This is a genomic window from Nocardia sp. NPDC005998 (genome assembly GCF_040614395.1).
Classification (GTDB): domain Bacteria; phylum Actinomycetota; class Actinomycetes; order Mycobacteriales; family Mycobacteriaceae; genus Nocardia.
The window spans coordinates 526333-544389 of record NZ_JBEXUI010000001.1; the positions used below are offsets into that span (position 1 = coordinate 526333).

Annotated in this window: 17 protein-coding genes; 6 read left to right on the plus strand and 11 right to left on the minus strand. The window is 67.4% G+C overall.

Going from position 1 to position 18057, the window contains the following annotated elements:
- Positions 1–119: 119 nt before the first annotated feature.
- Together ABZ293_RS02470 and ABZ293_RS02475 are read right to left on the minus strand one after the other, a co-directional pair.
- Positions 120–3518, minus strand: a complete 3399-nt coding sequence (locus tag ABZ293_RS02470; protein WP_355177139.1) for an AAA domain-containing protein — start codon at positions 3516–3518, stop codon at positions 120–122.
- A 169-nt stretch (positions 3519–3687) separates the two neighbouring features.
- Positions 3688–5481, minus strand: a complete 1794-nt coding sequence (locus ABZ293_RS02475; RefSeq protein ID WP_355176910.1) for a DEAD/DEAH box helicase — start codon at positions 5479–5481, stop codon at positions 3688–3690.
- Positions 5482–5612: 131 nt separating this feature from the next.
- On the opposite strand from ABZ293_RS02475, the gene ABZ293_RS02480 reads away from it, so the two are divergent.
- On the plus strand, positions 5613–6470 hold the full coding sequence (locus tag ABZ293_RS02480; RefSeq protein WP_355176911.1) for a carbon-nitrogen hydrolase family protein: 858 nt from the start codon (positions 5613–5615) through the stop codon (positions 6468–6470).
- Positions 6471–6483: 13 nt separating this feature from the next.
- A complete protein-coding gene (locus ABZ293_RS02485) occupies positions 6484–7107 on the plus strand; it encodes a phosphoribosyltransferase family protein (RefSeq protein ID WP_355176912.1) in 624 nt (207 codons plus the stop codon).
- Between the two features lie 25 nt (positions 7108–7132).
- On the opposite strand, the gene ABZ293_RS02490 is transcribed toward ABZ293_RS02485, so the two are convergent.
- The 5 genes from ABZ293_RS02490 to ABZ293_RS02510 form a co-directional block, all read right to left on the minus strand.
- Entirely contained in the window at positions 7133–7663 is a 531-nt protein-coding gene (locus ABZ293_RS02490; RefSeq protein WP_355176913.1) for a gamma carbonic anhydrase family protein, read from the minus strand.
- Between the two features lie 90 nt (positions 7664–7753).
- Complete coding sequence (locus tag ABZ293_RS02495; protein ID WP_355176914.1) at positions 7754–8638, minus strand: ESX secretion-associated protein EspG; 885 nt, start codon at positions 8636–8638, stop codon at positions 7754–7756.
- The gene (locus ABZ293_RS02500) at positions 8620–9903 is read right to left on the minus strand and encodes a hypothetical protein (protein ID WP_355176915.1); all 1284 of its coding nucleotides are present in this window, start codon (positions 9901–9903) and stop codon (positions 8620–8622) included. Before ABZ293_RS02500 ends, ABZ293_RS02495 begins: the two co-directional genes overlap by 19 nt.
- Positions 9896–10273 (minus strand): hypothetical protein, encoded by a 378-nt coding sequence (locus ABZ293_RS02505; protein ID WP_355176916.1) that lies wholly within the window; start codon positions 10271–10273, stop codon positions 9896–9898. The genes ABZ293_RS02500 and ABZ293_RS02505 overlap by 8 nt, the downstream gene beginning before the upstream one ends.
- A 47-nt stretch (positions 10274–10320) precedes the next feature.
- On the minus strand, positions 10321–11046 hold the full coding sequence (locus ABZ293_RS02510; RefSeq protein ID WP_355176917.1) for an alpha/beta hydrolase: 726 nt from the start codon (positions 11044–11046) through the stop codon (positions 10321–10323).
- A gap of 130 nt (positions 11047–11176) precedes the next feature.
- Between ABZ293_RS02510 and ABZ293_RS02515 the strand changes: the two genes are divergently transcribed.
- Positions 11177–12100, plus strand: a complete 924-nt coding sequence (locus ABZ293_RS02515) for a hypothetical protein (protein ID WP_355176918.1) — start codon at positions 11177–11179, stop codon at positions 12098–12100.
- A gap of 9 nt (positions 12101–12109) precedes the next feature.
- On the opposite strand, the gene ABZ293_RS02520 is transcribed toward ABZ293_RS02515, so the two are convergent.
- The gene (locus ABZ293_RS02520; RefSeq protein WP_355176919.1) at positions 12110–12598 is read right to left on the minus strand and encodes a helix-turn-helix domain-containing protein; all 489 of its coding nucleotides are present in this window, start codon (positions 12596–12598) and stop codon (positions 12110–12112) included.
- A 54-nt stretch (positions 12599–12652) separates the two neighbouring features.
- On the opposite strand from ABZ293_RS02520, the gene ABZ293_RS02525 reads away from it, so the two are divergent.
- Both ABZ293_RS02525 and ABZ293_RS02530 read left to right on the plus strand, forming a co-directional pair.
- A complete protein-coding gene (locus ABZ293_RS02525) occupies positions 12653–14074 on the plus strand; it encodes an MFS transporter (protein ID WP_355176920.1) in 1422 nt (473 codons plus the stop codon).
- Complete coding sequence (locus tag ABZ293_RS02530; RefSeq protein WP_355176921.1) at positions 14071–14316, plus strand: hypothetical protein; 246 nt, start codon at positions 14071–14073, stop codon at positions 14314–14316. The genes ABZ293_RS02525 and ABZ293_RS02530 overlap by 4 nt, the downstream gene beginning before the upstream one ends.
- Here the strand turns inward: ABZ293_RS02530 and ABZ293_RS02535 are convergent, their stop codons facing one another.
- Positions 14317–14688 carry an MmcQ/YjbR family DNA-binding protein gene (locus tag ABZ293_RS02535; RefSeq protein WP_355176922.1) on the minus strand — a complete coding sequence of 124 codons (372 nt, stop codon included), beginning with the start codon at positions 14686–14688 and terminating at the stop codon, positions 14317–14319. It abuts the gene before it with no gap.
- A gap of 23 nt (positions 14689–14711) precedes the next feature.
- Positions 14712–15671 (minus strand): YafY family protein, encoded by a 960-nt coding sequence (locus ABZ293_RS02540; RefSeq protein WP_355176923.1) that lies wholly within the window; start codon positions 15669–15671, stop codon positions 14712–14714.
- Between the two features lie 90 nt (positions 15672–15761).
- Between ABZ293_RS02540 and ABZ293_RS02545 the strand changes: the two genes are divergently transcribed.
- A complete protein-coding gene (locus ABZ293_RS02545) occupies positions 15762–16952 on the plus strand; it encodes an epoxide hydrolase (RefSeq protein ID WP_355176924.1) in 1191 nt (396 codons plus the stop codon).
- Positions 16953–17157: 205 nt separating this feature from the next.
- On the opposite strand, the gene ABZ293_RS02550 is transcribed toward ABZ293_RS02545, so the two are convergent.
- Complete coding sequence (locus ABZ293_RS02550; protein WP_355176925.1) at positions 17158–17925, minus strand: hypothetical protein; 768 nt, start codon at positions 17923–17925, stop codon at positions 17158–17160.
- Between the last annotated feature and the right edge of the window lie 132 nt (positions 17926–18057).

Below are 18057 nucleotides of genomic sequence, written 5' to 3' on the forward strand. Positions count from 1 at the left end.
TTCAAGATCGTATGCGGATACCGCGGCAGTGCATATTCAAATAAAGAACCAACCGGTCCGCATGAATATTTCGATCATGTGCCGACCGACCTCTGAAAGAAATATTCAGCACATCTGGCTCAGCTGAGTCGCAGGAATGTCGCCAGATCCGCGAGATCGTCGGGGGTATTCGGCAGATATTCGGTGAGCAGGGGTGACCGGATAATGACGGCCTTCCACATGGCTCGGCACAGTGTGGCTTGAACCATGCTGCGCGACAACAGGAACCGCATGCCGTAGGGGGCATCATCGGGGCTGGATGTGGTCATCGACAGCAGGACCACCGCGGCCTCCCGGCCGCGGAAGCGTTCGGGAGTGCCGACCAGCACATCCTCGATCTTGGCCCGCGCCAGCAGCGTTCGGATCAGTCCGACCTGGGCACTGTAAGGCGCGACCACGAGTATGTCGTGTGGATGCAGCCGCCGCGTCATGGCGCCGGTCGTCCACGAGACCCCGAGCAGGGCGCGCACCCGGCGGACCACCTCGCGGGCCTCGGCCACCGATTCGGTCGCAGCACCGGTGTGCTCGACCAGCACCGTCTCCACGCCGGGCTCGACACCCTCCAATTGCCGTGCGAGCGTGACGGTCTCATTGGAGCGCAGGCGGTTGTCGTAGTACAGCCGGGAGATCGGGTCGCAGACGCGCGGGTGCATCCGCCAGGTGCGATCGAGGAAGTAGCCGCGATCGGCGGGCAGGGTATTGCGGCCCTCGGTGAGCCAGCCGAGCACCGATTCGTCGACCGGCTCCGGATGTGTGCCACGCGCCACGGCGGGCGCGGGATCGCCGAGTAGCAGCAGATTGCGCGCACTCACCGCGACCGCGATGGTATCGGCGAGCGGGAAGCTGCCAGCGTCGGCGATCACCAGCAGATCGAGACCATCGCCGGGCACCACCTCATCGTCGGCGAAATCGGCCGGGGCGCCACCGATGACGCAGCCATTGACCGCATTGTCCAGGAACCGCGGATAGCGGGCACCATCGATCACCGACCACTCCGGCGCCAGCGCCTCGACGTCCTTCTTGGCCACCAGTTCGGGCAGCACGCCCATGGCGACGATCATGTCGAGCAGGCTCTCCACCGTTGAATGCGATGGCGCGACAACGCCGACGCGCCACTTGTGCCGGGTGACCAGACGTTCGATCGACCTGGCGACGGTGGAGGTCTTGCCGGTGCCGGACGGCCCCTGCACCGCGAGGTAGGAGCCATCGAGATCGCGCAGCGCGGCGGTGATGGCCGCGGCGTGGTCACCGTGCACATCCGGTAGCCGGTCGGCTCGGCGCAGCCGCGGCGGTCGGCGCGCCAGGATGTCGAAGACCGCGCTCGCGGGAACCTCGGGCAGCGCCATCAGCAACTGCTGGGCCGCGAATTCGACGGCGGTCTCGATATTCTCGTCCCAGGCGGGCAGTCCCGGTGCGATCGCGGTCGGCAGCTCGTCATAGGGTTCGCAGCCGTCGGGTAGCAGTTCCTCCAGCCGGACGGTGTCGTCGAAGTTGGCGTCCACCGAACAGCCGAGCACGGTCGCGGAGGCGGTCGCGCGCCGACCCACGGCGGTGATCATTCCGGCGGCGACCGGCTGATCGTAGAAGGTGTACACCGTGGTGCCCGGTGTCAGCACCGTGCCGGTCGCGGCGCCGCCCGCGGTATCGGCGCCGCCCCAGCCGATGCCGATTCGTCCGGTCAGTGTGAGATATCTGCGCATCGTCGGCTGATGCGGGCCGCGATGCCATTTGGTGTCCACCGTGCCCCAGTCGGCCACGAGTACTCCTGGCGCGTCGGACCATTCGTCTACCGGATGACTGAGCCGGTCGGCATGTGCCAACCACAGCGGCTGGCGCTCGCGCCGGTGATAGCCGAGGGCCGCGGCCATCAGCGCGGCGGGATGGCGCGGTTCGCCCTGTGCCGCCGCGAATTCCGCGAGTGCAGCCTCGATCGAGGAGGGCCGTGCCGGCGGCACCGGATCCGGCTCGTCCGGACTCGGCACCAGGCACCACGAACTCGCCTGGTCCAGCAGTGCCGCATCCGGATCGACGCGCTGTTCGGCCGCTCGATCCTGCAGCCAGTCGCGCAGCCGCAATACGGTGACGCAATCGCGTTCCGCAGCACCGGAATGCGCCGCGCCGGGCAGCAGCCGCCGCAGTCGGCTCAGGCGATAGGAGCGCTCCCCGATCAGCAGGGCATTGCGCACAATCGGATATAGGTCGACCAGCACACCCGCCTGCAGCAGATCCTCCACGATCTCCTCGCCGATCCCGTAGCGGCCGGTCCACCGCAGCAGCGCCGAACGCACTTCGGAGGTGTAGTGGTACACGCGCATATCCGGATACATCCGCAGCCGTTGGGCGACATAGTCGAGCACCTCGCCCAGCGCGCGTCGCCGCCCGGCCTGCTCATCGGTCATCGCCGGAGACGGTGCGGTCGCCGTGCCGAACGGGGCGCGGAAGGCCAGATGGACTGTGGCCGGACCGCCCACCTCGATACCGACCAGCTGACCCGATGGTCCCTCCTCGATGGTGAGTGAGAGATCGCCCGGCGACGGCGGCGGCAGGGCACCCAGCGCGATCGCGTCGACCAGGGTGTGCGTCGGCTGTCCGGAATCCTCTCGGTGCAGCTGGATTTCGGCCTGGCGGCGCAGTGCGCCGAAGGTGCGCGGTGGCATGCCGGGTACGGTGGCGGCGGTATTCGCCAATCGGTCGATGGTGCTCACGCCCGCTTCGCGCAGTCTGGCTCGTGCGGTGCGCGGCATCCCGGCGACCAATAGCAGATCGCGTGCCGCCGACAGCGCCGCGGTGCAGGTCGGGCAGTGGCCGCAGGCGAGATAGCGCGGATCGCCCCACTGCACCGGGAGCAGTTCGCTCAGTTTGTCTTCCAGGATTCGCTCGACTCGCCCGCGCCGGGCGAGATACACCGGCACCAGATCGATGAGCGGGTAGCTCCGGCTGTCCTCGCGTAGGTGCAATCGAACCAGGGGTGCGGTCAGCGCGCCGCTACTGTCCAAGGCGTCGGCACACGCGGCGAGTTCGAGTGCCGCCCCGATGCGATCCGGTGGGTCCGCCGCGGTGCCGTGCACGGTGTAGCGGACCCGATGGCCGGCCCGCACCAGAAAATCGCTGGCGCAGACGAATTTACCGTCGAAGAAGGTGGCACCGTGGATCACGCGCGCCCCGGCGCGCAGTGCGGCGATGGTCTCGGCATTGGCGGCCCGCAGTGCGGCGATATGGGCCCCGGGATCGGTCACCGGATCGTACTCGGCCGCCTCGCTTCGGATCTCGACCAGCTGACCGCCGAACCGGTCGCGGAAGTCCGCGAGTCTGCGTTCGCGCGAATCGTCGAATCCGGTGCGCGGCACCGGATCGGGCACCGCATCCACCGGGCCCGCGATGATGCCCTGTTCGGTATCGAGGGCACGCAGCAAAGCGAATTCACACTGCGCCGCGCGCACGAGGTCGACGGCGGAGCAGACGACACGATCACCGAACACGATCAAACGCGGCCCTCCTGTGTCTTCGCCGGACACGGACGGCAACACTGTAGCTAGCCGCTACCATCGCGTGGAACTCGGTGTCGGCGGGTCGCTACGGCTGGTCGTTTCGAGTAGCTACGGCTGGCGTCCGACCCGTCGCTCGCAGCAGCGGTGCGGCCGGTCCGGTTCAGGAGCGCGGCTTACGCCGTTCCGGTCGCTTGCCCCCGTCGCGATCGCGACGCGGTCCGGCGCGGAACGCACGCCCGCCGGGCGGGCCCTGATCGAGCTGCAGCTGGATCAGCTGGCCGCTGATCCTGGTGCGCCGCAATGCTTCCAGGGTCTCCGAGGACAGGTCCGCCGGGAGCTCGACGAGACTGTGGTCCGGGCGGATGCTGATATGGCCGAAGTCGCTGCGGCGCAGTCCGCCCTCATTGGCGATCGCCCCGACGATCGCGCCGGGCACGACGCGGTGCCGCTTGCCGACGCTGATCCGGTAGGTCGCCAATTCGGCTCCGGTGCCGCGGTGATGCGAGGGACCACGATCCTCGCCCTCGAAGCGGCGGGCGGGCCGATCGGTGCGCGGCATGCGTTCGCGCTGCGGGCGTTCGATCGGCTCCGGCTCGGGCTCCATGAAGAAGTTGTCACCGTCGTAGCCGCTGACCGCGAGCGCCGCCGCGATATCGACGAGCGGAATGTTGTGCTCGCGCTCGTAATCCTCGATGAGCTTGCGGAACAGCGCCAGATTCGAGGAACTGAGGTTCTCGGTAATGGAATCGCCGAACTTGGCCACGCGCTGGGTGTTCACATCATCGACGCTCGGCAGCTGCATTTCGGTCAGCGGATGTCGGGTGGCACGCTCGATCGACTTGAGCAGGTGCCGCTCGCGCGGTGCGACGAATAGCAGCGCCTGACCGCTGCGCCCGGCCCGGCCGGTGCGGCCGATGCGGTGCACATAGGACTCGGTGTCGTGCGGGATGTCGAAGTTGACGACATGGGAGATGCGATCCACATCGAGACCGCGCGCCGCGACATCGGTGGCGACCAGAATGTCCAGCGCACCGGACTTCAGCTGGCCGATGGTGCGCTCACGCTGGTTCTGCGCGATATCACCGTTGATCGCCGCCGCGGAGAAGCCGCGCGAGCGCAGCTTTTCGGCCAGCTCCTCGGTGGCCTGCTTGGTGCGCACGAAGATGATCATCGCCTCGAACGACTCGACCTCGAGGATCCGGGTCAGGGCGTCGAGTTTGCGCTGATGCGAGACCTGCACCCAGCGCTGGGTGATGTTGGTGTTGGTCGAGGTCTTCGACTTGACCGTGATCTCGACCGGCTCGCGCAGGTACTTCTTGGAGATGCTGCGGATCGCCGAGGGCATGGTCGCGGAGAACAGCGCGACCTGCTTCTCGCGCGGGGTGTCGGCGAGAATGCGCTCGACATCCTCCTGGAACCCCATCTTCAGCATCTCGTCGGCCTCGTCGAGCACCAGATACTGCAGCTGCGACAGGTCGAGCGTGCCCTTCTCCAGGTGATCGATCACCCGGCCCGGCGTGCCGACCACGACATGTGCGCCGCGGCGCAGACCGGAGAGCTGGACGCCGTAGGCCTGGCCGCCGTAGATCGGCAGCACATGCAGTCCGGGAATGTGGGTGGCATAGCGGCCGAATGCCTCGGCGACCTGGATCGCGAGTTCGCGCGTCGGGGCCAGTACGAGGGCACGCGGAAGTTTGCCGGTCGCCTCGATGCCCATCAGGATCGGGATGGCGAATGCCGCGGTTTTGCCGGTGCCGGTCTGGGCCAGCCCGACCACATCGGCGCCGTCGAGCAGTGGTGGAATCGTCGCCGCCTGGATGGGCGAGGGCGATTCGTAGCCCACATCGGCGATGGCCGCCAGGACGCGCTCATCGATGCCGAGATCGGCGAAGGTCGGGCCGTCATCGTCCCTGTCGTTGTCGCCAGGAACGCTGTCGACCTGATTGGTACTCATTGACCAGGAGTTTACTGCCTGGTGGTGGTCGTCCCGGCCACCGGGCCAATACGGTGAGACATATGCAACCCGAAACCGTGCCCACACATCACGGCCCGACTGTGTCAACAGCGGCGTCCGCGGGGCCTTCCGTGGTTACCCGAGCTACCTCCGCCGGGCCCGCCGCTACCGCCGGATCACCGGTGGTTGTGGCGGTGGTCCAATTCGCCGCGGGAACCGATCCGTCCGCCAATCTCGCGGCCCTGCGCGAGCACGTCCGCACCGCCGCCGAACGCGGTGCGCGGGTAATCGTCGCACCGGAATACTCGATGTTTGCCGTCGCCCGGCTGGACGAGCGGGTCGTGGCCATTGCCGAACCGCTGACCGGGCCGTTCGTCACCGGCCTCGGCGAAATCGCGCGCGAATTCGGGGTGCATCTGGTCGCCGGAATCGTCGAGCAGGTGGCGCCGGGGGCGAAGCAGATACGCAATACCCTTGTCGCCCTCGGACCCGATGCGAACCTGGTGGCGAAGTACCGGAAGGTGCATCTGTACGACGCGTTCGGATATCTCGAATCCGATGTGGTCGAGGCGGGGGCGATCGAGACTCCGGCCACCTTCACCGTCGATGGTGTGACATTCGGCATGCAGACCTGTTTCGATCTTCGCTTTCCGGAAGGCTGCCGTCGCGTCGCGGCGGCGGGGGCACAGGTGCTGGTGCTGCCCGCCCAGTGGATTCCCGGTCCGGCGAAGGTGGATCAGTGGACGACGCTGCTGCGCGCCCGCGCCATCGAGAACACCGTGTACGTGGCCGCCGCCGATCAATGCGCGCCGCGCGGCGCGGGCGCCTCGATGATCATCGATCCCACCGGCGTGGTGCTCACCGAACTCGGTGACGAACCCGGCGTGCTCACCGCGGGCATCGATCTCGATCAGCTCGCCGCGGTCCGCCGCACCAACCCCAGCCTGGCATTGCGTCGATTCGCGATCGCCGAGCACGCACCGGAGTAGCGTTGATTTCGGGATGATCTACACCGATCGGGCAGCTGCCGGTCGCGCGCTGGGTTTGGAACTCGGCCACCTGCACGCGGCGCAACCGCTGGTGCTCGGACTGCCCCGCGGTGGGGTTCCGGTGGCGGCCGCGGTGCGTGAGGTCATCGGTGGTGATCTCGACATCATGTTGGTCCGCAAGCTCGGTGTGCCATGGCAGCCGGAGCTGGCGATGGGCGCCATCGGTGAGGAAGGTATCCGGGTGCTCAATCAGGATGTGTTGGCGCACACCGGGATAACGCCGGAGCAGGTCGCCGAGATCGAGGATGTGGAACGCGTCGAACTGGAGCGCCGCCGGGAGATGTGGCGCGGTGACGCCAAGCCGATCCCGATCGGGGGCCGCACCACGGTGATCGTGGACGACGGCATGGCGACCGGGGCGACGGTGGTCGCCGCCTGCCGGGTCGCTCAGCTGCACCAGCCGTTGCGCATCGTGGTCGCGGTGCCGGTGTCCTCGGCGGAGGCATTGCACCGGGCCGCCGCCGAGGCGGATGAGGTGGTCTGCCCGTGGGTTCCGCATTCGCTCGGCGGTGTCGGGATGGCCTATCGCGACTTCCATCAGTTGGACGATGACGAAGTCACCGAGCTACTGGTGTGAGCTGCGCCCGGTGTGGTGCCCGAGGTCAGGGCTGGACTTCGGTGATGCCCGTGCGGTGGCGTTGGGCCAGTTCGGCATAGAAGCCGGGGTTGAGTTTGACCCAGCCTTCGGCCTGAGTGCCTTCGATGGACTTCTTGACCTCGGCCGGGGCGCCCGCGGCGAGCACACCCGCCGGGATCTTGGCATGCGGCGGAACCAGCGAATGTGCGGCAATCATTGTGCCCGTGCCGATTTCGGCCAGGTCCAGGACGGTGGTGCCATTGCCGACGATGGCCTCCGCGCCGACCGATGCGCCGTGGAAGACGACGCTGTGTGCGATGGTTGCGCCGGGACCGATTTCCATCGGCACATCCGGCGGCACGTGCAGGACCGCATTGTCCTGGATATTGGCGCGTTCCCGGATGGTGATCGGCGCCAGGTCCGCGCGCAGCACCGCGCCGTACCAGATGGAGGCGCCTGCCTCGACGCGCACGTCACCGATCAGGGTCGCGGTGGGTGCGATGAACGCCGTCGGATCGACCTGGGGCCGTTTGCCTTCGAATTCGTAAAGTGGCACATGGCAGTGTAGATGCCGCGCCTCCGGCACGAACGTCGCTGGTAGGACTCGCTCCGTGCGGGGTGATCCGTGCTTGTACGGCTGAGGTCTTCACCACCGGTCCGCAAAGGCCAGGGTGCGTTCGGCGGCGGTGACCATGGGGCGCAGCACCGTGGTGAACCGTTGTGCGGTGACCGGCATGATGTCGACGTCGACCCCGGTGCGCACCGTATACCTGCCGTCGCCGATCACGTCGATCCAGCACAGCACCCCGAACGGACGCAGATCGCCGTCGGGCCGTCGCACCGACACCACGATCTGGCCGATACCGTCACGAGATTGCCGCAGTAGCTTGCGAATTCGGGTGGGCGTCGCGGGTCCGGCCACCGGCACGGTCACCAGATCCCGGCTGTCCTCACTGACCCGGGCCAGCGGTGCGGTCAGCTGTGCCATCGTGCCGGGCGTATTCTCCGGCAGCACCGAAATCACCCGTGCGGAAAGGTTTTTCACCCGATCGACGAACAGCCGGATATCGCCGCCCCGGTCTGCGTTCGCACCCGGGCGCTGCGCCGCGACCACCGCGATATCCCCGGCGATCGCGCCGAGTACGCGCACCGGGCGCGTCTCGGCGGCGATATCCGGTGCGGCGGTGACCGGGTCGCTCTGGCCGAGCAGACCGGTCTGTTCGATCGCCTCGCCGTACCCGGAGCCCGATCTGTCACCAGTTGTTCCCGGCTCCTGGGCGGCATCACGCTGCCCGAAGACCTCGATGCGCACGGCAGGGCGGGCCAGCACGCGCAGCGCGCCCTCCAGATCCGCGTCGAGAGTTTGCTCGCACCAATGGTTCAGGGCGGGCAGCTGGGCGGCGCGTTCGGCGGTATCGCGAGCCGAGAGGCGCACGGCGAGGGGATAGGGGATGCGGTCGCCGTCGGTGCGGGCCCAGGCCATGGCGAACTGGTCCGGGGTCAGCGTCCAGTTCACTCCAGTTCGGTCCATTCGCCGACGACCGGTGGTGTCGTCGGATCCATATCGCCGATCAGCTCACCGCCGTCGTCGGCCGGTTCCAGGAAGGTCAGATCGTCGTCGAAGAAGTGGTAATCGTCGTCGTAGTTGTCCTCGTCGCGGGCCTGTGCCGCCCGTGCGGCGGCCGCGCCGGTGCTCAGGCCCGAGCGCGGGGTCTCGCCCGCGACCATGGCACCGCCCATGAGTCCGCCGACCGCGCCCGCGCCGACGCCATTGATCGCGTCGCCACTGGCATCGCGTTTGCGCTCATCGCGTTTGCGCTCATCGTCCGAGCTGGCGTTGCCCGCGCCGGGGACCGTCGGGGCGATCACCGGTGCGGCCGCGGCGGCGACCACAGATGCGCTGGTGCCGGGGCGAACGCTTCGATCGGGTGCGGCCGTCGGCGTGGTGGCCGTGGTGGTGGTCGCGGCTGGGGAATCCGCCATCGACACAACGGGTTTGGCCGCGGCGGCGGTGTCGGCGGTAGCCGCCGGGGTGATGGTGGTCGGTGTCGTTGCGGGTTGGGTCGTCGCCGCGGTGGGCTCGACGGTGGTGTGCGGTGTGATCGTCACCGGTGCGCTCGCCGAAACCGCTGGGGTAGTGGAGTTTTGCGTTCCGGTGTCCGGGCCGGTCGTCGTAGGAAGCTGCGCGGCGGGTGTGCTGTCGGGGGTCGGCGCCGTATCGCCGGTGACCGTATCGGGGAAGGCGGGGATGCCGGATCCCGTCGGGATGAAGACCTTCGTGTAGATGGTGTCCATCGCCTGCACCACGTCCTGGCGGGTGCCATCGGCGGACTTCTGGATGGCGGTGTTGTCGGTGGCCAGTGTCGGATCCAGCAGTGCGCCACCGAGATCCGGTGTGGCATCGGACGGCGCGACGACGGCACCGCGCAATGCCTCGGCGGCATCGCCGGCTCGGCCGAGCCGCTGACCGACAGCGGCCATCACATCCGCGAGTTGCTGTCCCTGCCTTTCGAATTCGCGCACCGCGTCGGCGGCCGACTGTGCCGCGGCACCGCGCCAGCCGTCGGCGATCGCGGCCCGAATTTCGGTATGCGCCTGTTCGACCGCGGTGGCGAGGCCGGTCGAACTGCCCTGCCACGCCTGCTGCCCGCCCGCGAGCACGACCGGATTCATCAGTTGCACGCCGTCGTGGATCTGCTGATGGGACAGATTGTCGAAGATCTCGACGGTCCTGGTGTAGTCGGGGTCGACGTATTTGATGGGGGTCTTCTCACCGGTGTGCGGCATCTTACGCATGCGCGGCTCCCGCCACCTCGACCCGACCGACCGCCGCTGCGAGATCCTCATCGGCCCTGGTGTAGGCCGCCCCGGCCGCGCGGAAGGTCTGTGCGAGTGCTCTTGCGGCGTCGGCATATTCGCGCAACCGGGTCATCGCGCCCTCGGTCTTGTTCTCGAAGCCGCTGCGCAATGCCGCAGCCGAATCGAATCCGCCGAAGCCGGGTAGTGAAGCGGCCCCGCTCAATACGGCGATCTGAGCCTCGACTTCATCGGCGAGTTGTTCGTAGCGCTCGGCGCACTGTTCGTGCGCGCCTTCGGCGACCAGTACGCCATCGATCCAGAGCTGGCCATCGTCGATCGCTTGATTCAGCGCAGTCACATCCGACATTTCGCCGCCCCCTTCCTCGTCGTGCTGCCCGCGCAGCCGTGATCAACTCACCGGTGTCGTGCCAACCCCACGACGACACCCTGCATCCAGTCCGCGATGTCGGCAGCGACCCGCGCGTGCACCGGCTCGTGCAACAGGTCGTGCCCGGCGTCGGCGTACTCCCGCAAACTTACCCAATCGTGGCGTCGAGTCCAGACCCTCATCGCATCGATCGGCGCCCGCCGGTCCTCGATGCCGTGCACGGCGAGAATCGGCAGGGTGGTCGGTAACGGTGTGCCGGGTGCGCCGGGCGCGCCGCCGCCGAGTGCGCGCTTGGGCACGCCGGACAAGACCAGCCCGGCCAGCTTGCTCGGCGGCAGGCTCGGCCGGAGCGGATACTCCGCCTCGAGCCCGCTCAGATCATCGGCCGCACCGGCGCGATTCGGCACCGCCGCGCCGATGATGCCGAGGGTGGTGACCGCGCCGAGTGAGTGGCCCATCAGGATCAGCGGAGTGTCCGGCAGTTCGGCGCGGACCAGCTCGATCAGCCGCAGCGCGTCGGCCACCAATTCCACCAGCGTGCCGGGATTGTCCGGATCGCCCTCGCTCAATCCGTGTCCCGAGGTGTCCAGCGCCCACACTTCGATGCCGACCGACGTCGGTGTCCGGGCGAAGCGGTGGTAGTGGCCGCTGTGCTGCCCCATTCCGGGCAATAGCACCACCACCGCGGTCCTGTTCTCGACCGGCCATCGCCGATAGTGCATTCGGCCGCGCGCGCCGTCGAAGAAGGGCATCTGTGGATACTGCCAAACCTTCTGCGATCCAGTCGAGTTCACGACATAACTCGCATGCACGGCATAGGTGGCAAAGGTGACTAGACTGCCGGGCAAGTCAACGGGTCGGGCAGCAGAGTCGAGGTTCGCGTTGAAAAAACTCCGTGGTGCAGGTGTTCGGGTATGGCCGGTTGCCGCCGTGCTCGCCTTGGGCTGCGCGGGTGTGCCCGGTTTCCGTGTGCCCAGTGCGGTGGCAGAGCCGGTGGCCGTTGCCGCGTGCGCACCCGCCCAGGCGGCCACCGCGGTGCCCGCCGGTCTGCCGATACTTGACTGGTCGGAGAACGTGGGGTACGACGCGCAGGGCAATCTGTGGGTGTCGCGGCTGTATCGCAATGAGGTGCAGCGCTACGACAGTGCGGGACGGTTGACCGCGACGGTGCCGGTCGAATTTCCCGGTGCGGTCCGGCTCGGGCCGGACGGACTGCTCTATGTCGTCTACGGCGACTCGCCGACGAGCGTGCTGCGTCCCGGTGGTGTGGTGCGTTTCGATCCCCATGATCCCCGGCCCGCGGTATTCGCCTCCGGGTTCACCATGCCCAACGGTGCCGCCTTCGATGCGAAGGGCAATCTGTACGTCGCCTCCAGTGTCGGTGTGATCCGGATCGGTCCCGATGGCGTCGTCGATGCGGACTGGACGGCGCGGGCGAAGTTCACCGGCGCCAATGGCATTGTGGTGCGGGATGATTCGATCTATCTCAGCATGAACGGCAATCCGCTCGGCCGCATCGTGCGCTTCCCGGTCGATGATCCGGGCGCCGTGACAGTGCTCGCCGATTTGACCGTATCGCCCGGGATCCCGGACTTCGCCGACGATCTGCTCATCGACGATGCGGGCGTGCTCTATGTGACCACATTGACCGGTCAGCTGGTTCGAATCGATCCGGGCACGAATACCGCATGCGCGGTGCTGACCGGTCAGCCGCTGACATCGGTGGTCGCGGTGCCGGGCCGGCCCGACGAACTCCTCGCCGGTACCGAGGGCGGCGCGATCCTTCGGATTCGGCTCTCGCACTGACCGAACGGTTCACCCGACCGGTGTCCATGGCGGTGCGGGATGCTCCGCGCCCGGCCCCGGCCGTACCTCGACGTCATGCGGGCGCAACTCCTCGCCGCAGCATTCGCACACCACCTTGGCGTGTGTGACCTTGCCGCAGGTCTGATGTACCAATTCGGTGGGCGCGCCATTGATCAGGCCGGTGTGCTTCTCGCCCCACGCGAGGATCGCCGCGATCACCGGATACAGGTCGATACCGGCCGCCGTCAGGCGGTATTCGTGCAGCGTGCGCGACGGCCCGGAGGCATATTCGCGGCGCTCCAGAATGCCGTAGTCGACTAGTCGGTTGAGTCGCTCGGTGAGGATATTGCGCGCGATACCGGTCTTGCGCTGATAGTCCTCGAACGTGCGGGCGCGGAAGTAGGCGGCACGCAGGATCGCGATCACCCAGCGCTCGCCGAGTACGGCGCCGGAGCGCTCGATTGCGCAGTTGCTCGCCAGCAGATCGTCGTGTTTCATCGATTCCACGATAGCCGTTGCAATTCGCAACTACGTCGCCTAGGTTCTAGTTGCATGTTGCAACGACGCACATTGGCGATGCTGGCCATCTGCGGGAGCGCGTTCCTCGCCTTCCTGGACACCTCGATCGTCAATGTGAGCTTTCCGGATATCGCGGCGTCCTTTCCACAGGCCTCCCGCGCACAGCTGAGCTGGGTACTCGACGCGTACTTCATCGCCATGGCCGCACTGCTGGTCCCGGCCGGTGGACTCGCCGACCGGCTCGGTCACAAGCGTCTGCTGCTGTGGGGCACCGGCCTTTTCGTGCTCACCTCGATCGCCTGCGCGGCAGCGCCGAACTGGCAGCTGCTCGTCGGCGCACGTTCGTTGCAAGGGGTGGCCGCGGCCATTATCGCGCCGGTCTCGCTCGCCCTGCTGCTGCCCGAATTCCCGAATGAGCGGCGCGCTGCGGCGGTCGGCATCTGGGGCGCCGCGGCGGCGCTGGCGGCTGGGACCGGCCCGCCGCTCGGCGGATTCCTCATCGAAATCGCGGACTGGCGGTGGATCTTCCTGATCAATATTCCGGTCGGGCTGCTGATCATCGCGGCGGGCCGGGCCGGACTCCGCGAAGCCAGGGAGGAGGATGCGACGGGACTGCCCGACCTGCTCGGCGCGGCACTGTCCGCGGCCGGACTCGGACTCCTCGCGCTGGCGATCATTCAAGGCGGCAGTTGGGGCTGGCGCAGTCTCGACACCATCGCCTGCTTCGTCGCGGCCGCCGTACTGATCGCCTGGCTGGTGCGCCGCTGCCTGGTGCATCCGCAGCCGGTGGTCGAGCCAGCCCTGATGCGCATTCCGAGCTTCGCCATCGGCAATCTGGGCACCCTGCTGTTCGCCCTCGCCTTCTTCTCGATGATCCTCGGCAACGTCCTTTTCCTCACGGGCGTATGGCAATACAGCATCCTGAAGGCAGGTCTGGCCGTGCTGCCCGGACCGCTGCTGACGACCGTCGTCGCCATTCCCGCTGGCCGCATTGCCGACCGCTTCGGTCATCGCACGGTGATCGTGCCCGGCACCATCGTCTATGCCATCGGTCTGCTCGTGCTGCGCGCCAGTGGGGCCGAACCGGACTTCCTCACCACCTGGCTCCCCGGTCAATCCCTGGTCGGCATAGGTATCGGACTGGCCTTCCCGGCACTCGGCGCGGCCTCGGTCGCGGATGTCCCCGCGGATCGCTACGGCTCGGCCAGTGCCGTCGGGGCCGCCTTCCGTCAGTTCGGTGCGGTATTGGGCACCGCGCTGCTGATCGCCATTATCGGCACCCCGACCACGTTGAGCGCCGCCCTGGACGCCTCCGACCGGGCCTTCTTCCTTGGTATCACCGCCGCACTCGCCGCGGGTCTGGTGGCGCTGGCGCTACGCCCGGTCCGCGCGACCGTCGATCTTCCGGTCACCGCCGTCAACCCAACCGCCGCAATCGAACCGGTGAAACCATGAGCAAGCGCAACGAAATACTCACCACCGCAACTGAATCCATAATGTCCGCCGTCCGCGCAACGGTTCTGGCACTGCAAGCGCTGGCACCCTCCGGCCACCGCCGACTCATCCTGGAACTGCAAGTGGCGGTCAACCGCGCGCTATCTGATCCGGCTCTGCACACCCTGGACGACTTGCCCGCCCGTACACCGGAAATCCCTTGGGAAATCTGGCATTCCGTCCCAGCCGACCCCTGGGTGTGATCACTCCTCGATGAGGTCGGCGGGCGCGGCCTGCCGCCACGAGTCCAGCAGGATATCGCGCAATTCGTTGTTGTCTTCGAGTGCGGACAGCCGGGCCCGGACCCAGGAGGACGAGGCCTCGTGCGGCGGGACCCAGAATTTGTGCGGTTCGGCGGCGATGAGTTCCGCGCGGTCGTGTTTGGGGCAGCGGACCGCGAACGAGGTCTGATCGTCGGGGAGGGTGACGAACATCTTGCCTGCCACATCGAAGGTCGGATGATGCCAGCGTTCCTTCTCCACGGTCTTGGGAAAGGACAACGCGATGCGGCGCACGTCGTCAGCGTCGAGCACGGTTCGGGCCTCCGGTTCGGAAATCGGACCTCTATCGTGCAACACCGCCACGGTGGGTGATCGGGCTAGGTGATGGCGTTGGTGATGCGGGTCGCAATCGCGCGCAGCCGGTCCACCAGCACGGGCGGTTCGTGCACCTGGAAATCCGCGCCGAGGTCGATGAGCCGGTAAGCCAGCCAGGTCGGATCGTCGTCGCGAGTGACGTCCAGCAGGCAGGAGCCGTCGTCGATCGCCGCGATATCGCCGGGCGAATCGCCGAGCCGGCCAGCGACCCGACTTACCGGAGCCTGGATGGTGACCCGGACGCGGAACGACGGTGTGCCCCAATTGGTTCGGCGGCCAGCGACGTAGGCCGCCGCATCCGCGGCGGGCAGCGGTCGCGGGGTGCAGCGGGCGCCGGTGGGCTGGGGCTGTTCGATACGGTCGACCCGGAAGATGCGCCAGTCGTCGCGGTCCACATCGTGGCCGACGAGATACCAGCGGCGCCGGGATGGGACGAGGCCGAGTGGTTCGATGTGACGGCGGGTTTGCGCGCCGGATTCGCCCCGATACCCGAAACGTACACGCTCCCTATTGGTTACGGCCGCGGCCAGCGCCGTCAGTATCTCCGGATCGACGGCGGGGCCATCGTCGGTAGGCGGCACGAGTGCGGTGTCGAGCACCCGAACCCGGCGGCGCAATTTGGCGGGCAGCACCTGTTCCAGCTTGGCGAGCGCACGGACCGAGGACTCCTCGATACCGGCAATGGCCGATCCGGCGGCGGCGCGCAATCCCACCGCGATGGCGACCGCCTCCTCATCGTCCACCAGCAGCGGTGGCATCGCGGCGCCAGCCACCAGTCGATAGCCGCCGGTCGCGCCCATGCTCGCCTCGACCGGATAGCCGAGTTCACGCAGGCGGTCGATATCGCGGCGCACGGTGCGGTCGGTGACGCCGAGGCGGTCGGCGAGTTCGCTGCCCGGCCATTCGCGTGGTGTCTGCAGCAGTGACAGCAGACGCAGCAGGCGGGCGGGAGTGTCGTTCATGATTTTCAGGATTCTAGAGAACTAGGACATAGATGGTCCTATATGCCTCGTAGCGTCCTTGTTGTACCGAGATCAGCTAAGGAGATACAGATGGATGCAGCAGTGCGTAGCGATTCGATCCGCGGTGGCGCTCAGGCGACGGGCGGGCATGCCATTCGCCCCTTCCGCATCGACATTCCGCAGGCCGATATCGACGATCTGATCGATCGGCTGGCGCGCACCCGCTGGTCGGCACAGCTGCCGGGACAGGGCTGGGAGCGCGGTGTTCCCGTTGCGTACCTGAAGGAACTGGCCGAGTACTGGCGCACCGGGTACGACTGGCGCGCACAGGAGGCGGCGTTGAACGAGTTCCCGCAGTTCATCACCGAAATCGACGGTCTGGATGTGCATTTCCTGCAGGTGCGTTCGCCCGAGCCGGATGCGCTGCCGCTGATCCTGACCCACGGCTGGCCCAACTCGTTTGTCGAATTCACCAAAACCATTGGCCCGCTGACGGATCCGCGCGCATACGGGCTGGATCCGGCGCAGGCATTCCATGTCGTCGTCCCGTCGGTTCCCGGTTTCGCCTTTTCCGAAGGGCCGCGCGATACCGGGATGACCGTACGCCGGGTGGCCGAGATGTGGGTCGAGCTGATGGACCGGCTCGGCTACACCAGCTATGGCGTCCAAGGCGGTGACCTCGGGGCCTATATCGCACCCGAAATGGCCCTCGTCGCACCGGAACGCGTGGTCGGTGTGCATATCGACGGCGGCATCGGCATGCCGACCGAGGCCGATGTGCCGACCATGACACCGGACGAACGCGCCGAATGGGATCAGATGCAGGGCTGGATGAGCGGCGGCGTGAACCACCACGTGCTATTGCGCGCCGCACCTCAGACTTTCGCGCACGCCTGGACCGACTCCCCAGTCGGCCTGCTCGCCTGGCTGATGCAGAAGTTCCACGAATTCACCCCGCTGGCCGAACTGGCCGAGGATGTCATGGACCGCGACCACCTGCTGACCAATATCAGCCTGTACTGGTTCACCAATACGGCGGGCACCTCGTCCTGGCCGATGTACAACGGACTCGGCGACGGCGGATTCGTCTGGCCCACCGGCCAAAAGGCAGTGCCGACCGGCGTCTACGCGGGTGGTTCGGCACTAATGCGGCGACTCGCCGAGCGCGACAACATCATCGCCCACTGGCCCGAGGGCAACACCGGAAACCACTTCATACCAATGGAACTGCCGAACATGCACGTAGCCGATATTCGCGCGTTCTTCGGCAAGATTCGCTGAGAGGTCGGCTCAGCTGGGCGCCCAGTCACGCTGAGCGTCCAGTCGGGCTGGATGTTCAGTCGGGCCGGGCCCTGGACAAACGATCACCATGCGCTCATGCAGGCAAACGCCGAGAACTCCCTGCACCAGCGCATTCTCGACTGATCAGGTGGTTGGGGGATTGCTTAGCTGTGGTGGGCTGAGTGTTTGGGGTTGGGCGGGGTGGTTAGTTGTTTTGGTGTGCGATCTCGCTGCGCGCCACCGGCCCGGCCTGGTTCGGGGCGGCGGGGGCGGGGAGCGTCTGCGGGGTGTCCGCTGCGGCCGGGGCGGGGGGCGGTGTTGCGGCATCGGGTGCTGGGGGCGGCGGCGCTACCACTGGACGGTCCGGTACGTAGAACATTCCGACGGTCGGGGTCATTACGCAGTGTGCGAACGGGTAGTCGATGATGCCCCACATCGAGGCGATGACTGTGCCGGGGCCGCTGGCCACGGTCTTGGACAGCGTTGGGCCGTATTCGGTCCGGTCGTCGAGTGTGTTGAGACCGCTCGCGCCGGTATTGACGTTCAGCCAGGCCACGACGAGGCCGGAAGCCAGCGGTGAGCCCGGGTGCGCGGGTGTGGCACTGAAACGCAGGGTGCCCGGCAGCGGGTCGACCGCGCCGTTGGGGGTGGCGCCGTCGGTGGAGGCGGCCGCGATGATCGTGGTGATGGGGCCGTTGCTGCCGCAGCCGAAGGTCGGCGCGGCATAGGCGAACGGGGTGAAAGCGGCCGAGACATTGCGCAATTCGGCGATATCCACCAGCTTGGTGAACTGGTTGAGTGCGCCGACACCTGCCTGCGCGGCCGGATCTGGTCCGGCGGCGGTGGTGAGCTGTTCGAGTCCGGTGTCGATGGCAGAGGGCTCGGCGACCGCTGTGCCGGTGAGGGCCACAACCGCACCAACGCCGAGAGATGTCACTGCCGCGGCGGCACGTGCGATGGATCTGCCGTTCACTCGTTCTCCTCGATACCGACCACGGGGATAGCCCCGACCCACGTGCAGCAACGTACCAGTTCGCCGCTATCGGTGCCCAGGGAGTCGCCATCCCCGCGGCTGGCCGCCGGCCGCTGGCCGAAACGCGACACG

Coding starts and splice junctions, on each gene's coding strand:
- ABZ293_RS02500 (WP_355176915.1), bottom strand. CDS start 9,903: ATGCGTAAGATGCCGCACACCGGTGAGAAGACCCCCATCAAATACGTC.
- ABZ293_RS02520 (WP_355176919.1), bottom strand. CDS start 12,598: ATGAAACACGACGATCTGCTGGCGAGCAACTGCGCAATCGAGCGCTCC.
- ABZ293_RS02495 (WP_355176914.1), bottom strand. CDS start 8,638: ATGGACCGAACTGGAGTGAACTGGACGCTGACCCCGGACCAGTTCGCC.
- ABZ293_RS02485 (WP_355176912.1), top strand. CDS start 6,484: ATGATCTACACCGATCGGGCAGCTGCCGGTCGCGCGCTGGGTTTGGAA.
- ABZ293_RS02530 (WP_355176921.1), top strand. CDS start 14,071: ATGAGCAAGCGCAACGAAATACTCACCACCGCAACTGAATCCATAATG.
- ABZ293_RS02475 (WP_355176910.1), bottom strand. CDS start 5,481: ATGAGTACCAATCAGGTCGACAGCGTTCCTGGCGACAACGACAGGGAC.
- ABZ293_RS02510 (WP_355176917.1), bottom strand. CDS start 11,046: ATGCCCTTCTTCGACGGCGCGCGCGGCCGAATGCACTATCGGCGATGG.
- ABZ293_RS02540 (WP_355176923.1), bottom strand. CDS start 15,671: ATGAACGACACTCCCGCCCGCCTGCTGCGTCTGCTGTCACTGCTGCAG.
- ABZ293_RS02525 (WP_355176920.1), top strand. CDS start 12,653: ATGTTGCAACGACGCACATTGGCGATGCTGGCCATCTGCGGGAGCGCG.
- ABZ293_RS02545 (WP_355176924.1), top strand. CDS start 15,762: ATGGATGCAGCAGTGCGTAGCGATTCGATCCGCGGTGGCGCTCAGGCG.
- ABZ293_RS02505 (WP_355176916.1), bottom strand. CDS start 10,273: ATGTCGGATGTGACTGCGCTGAATCAAGCGATCGACGATGGCCAGCTC.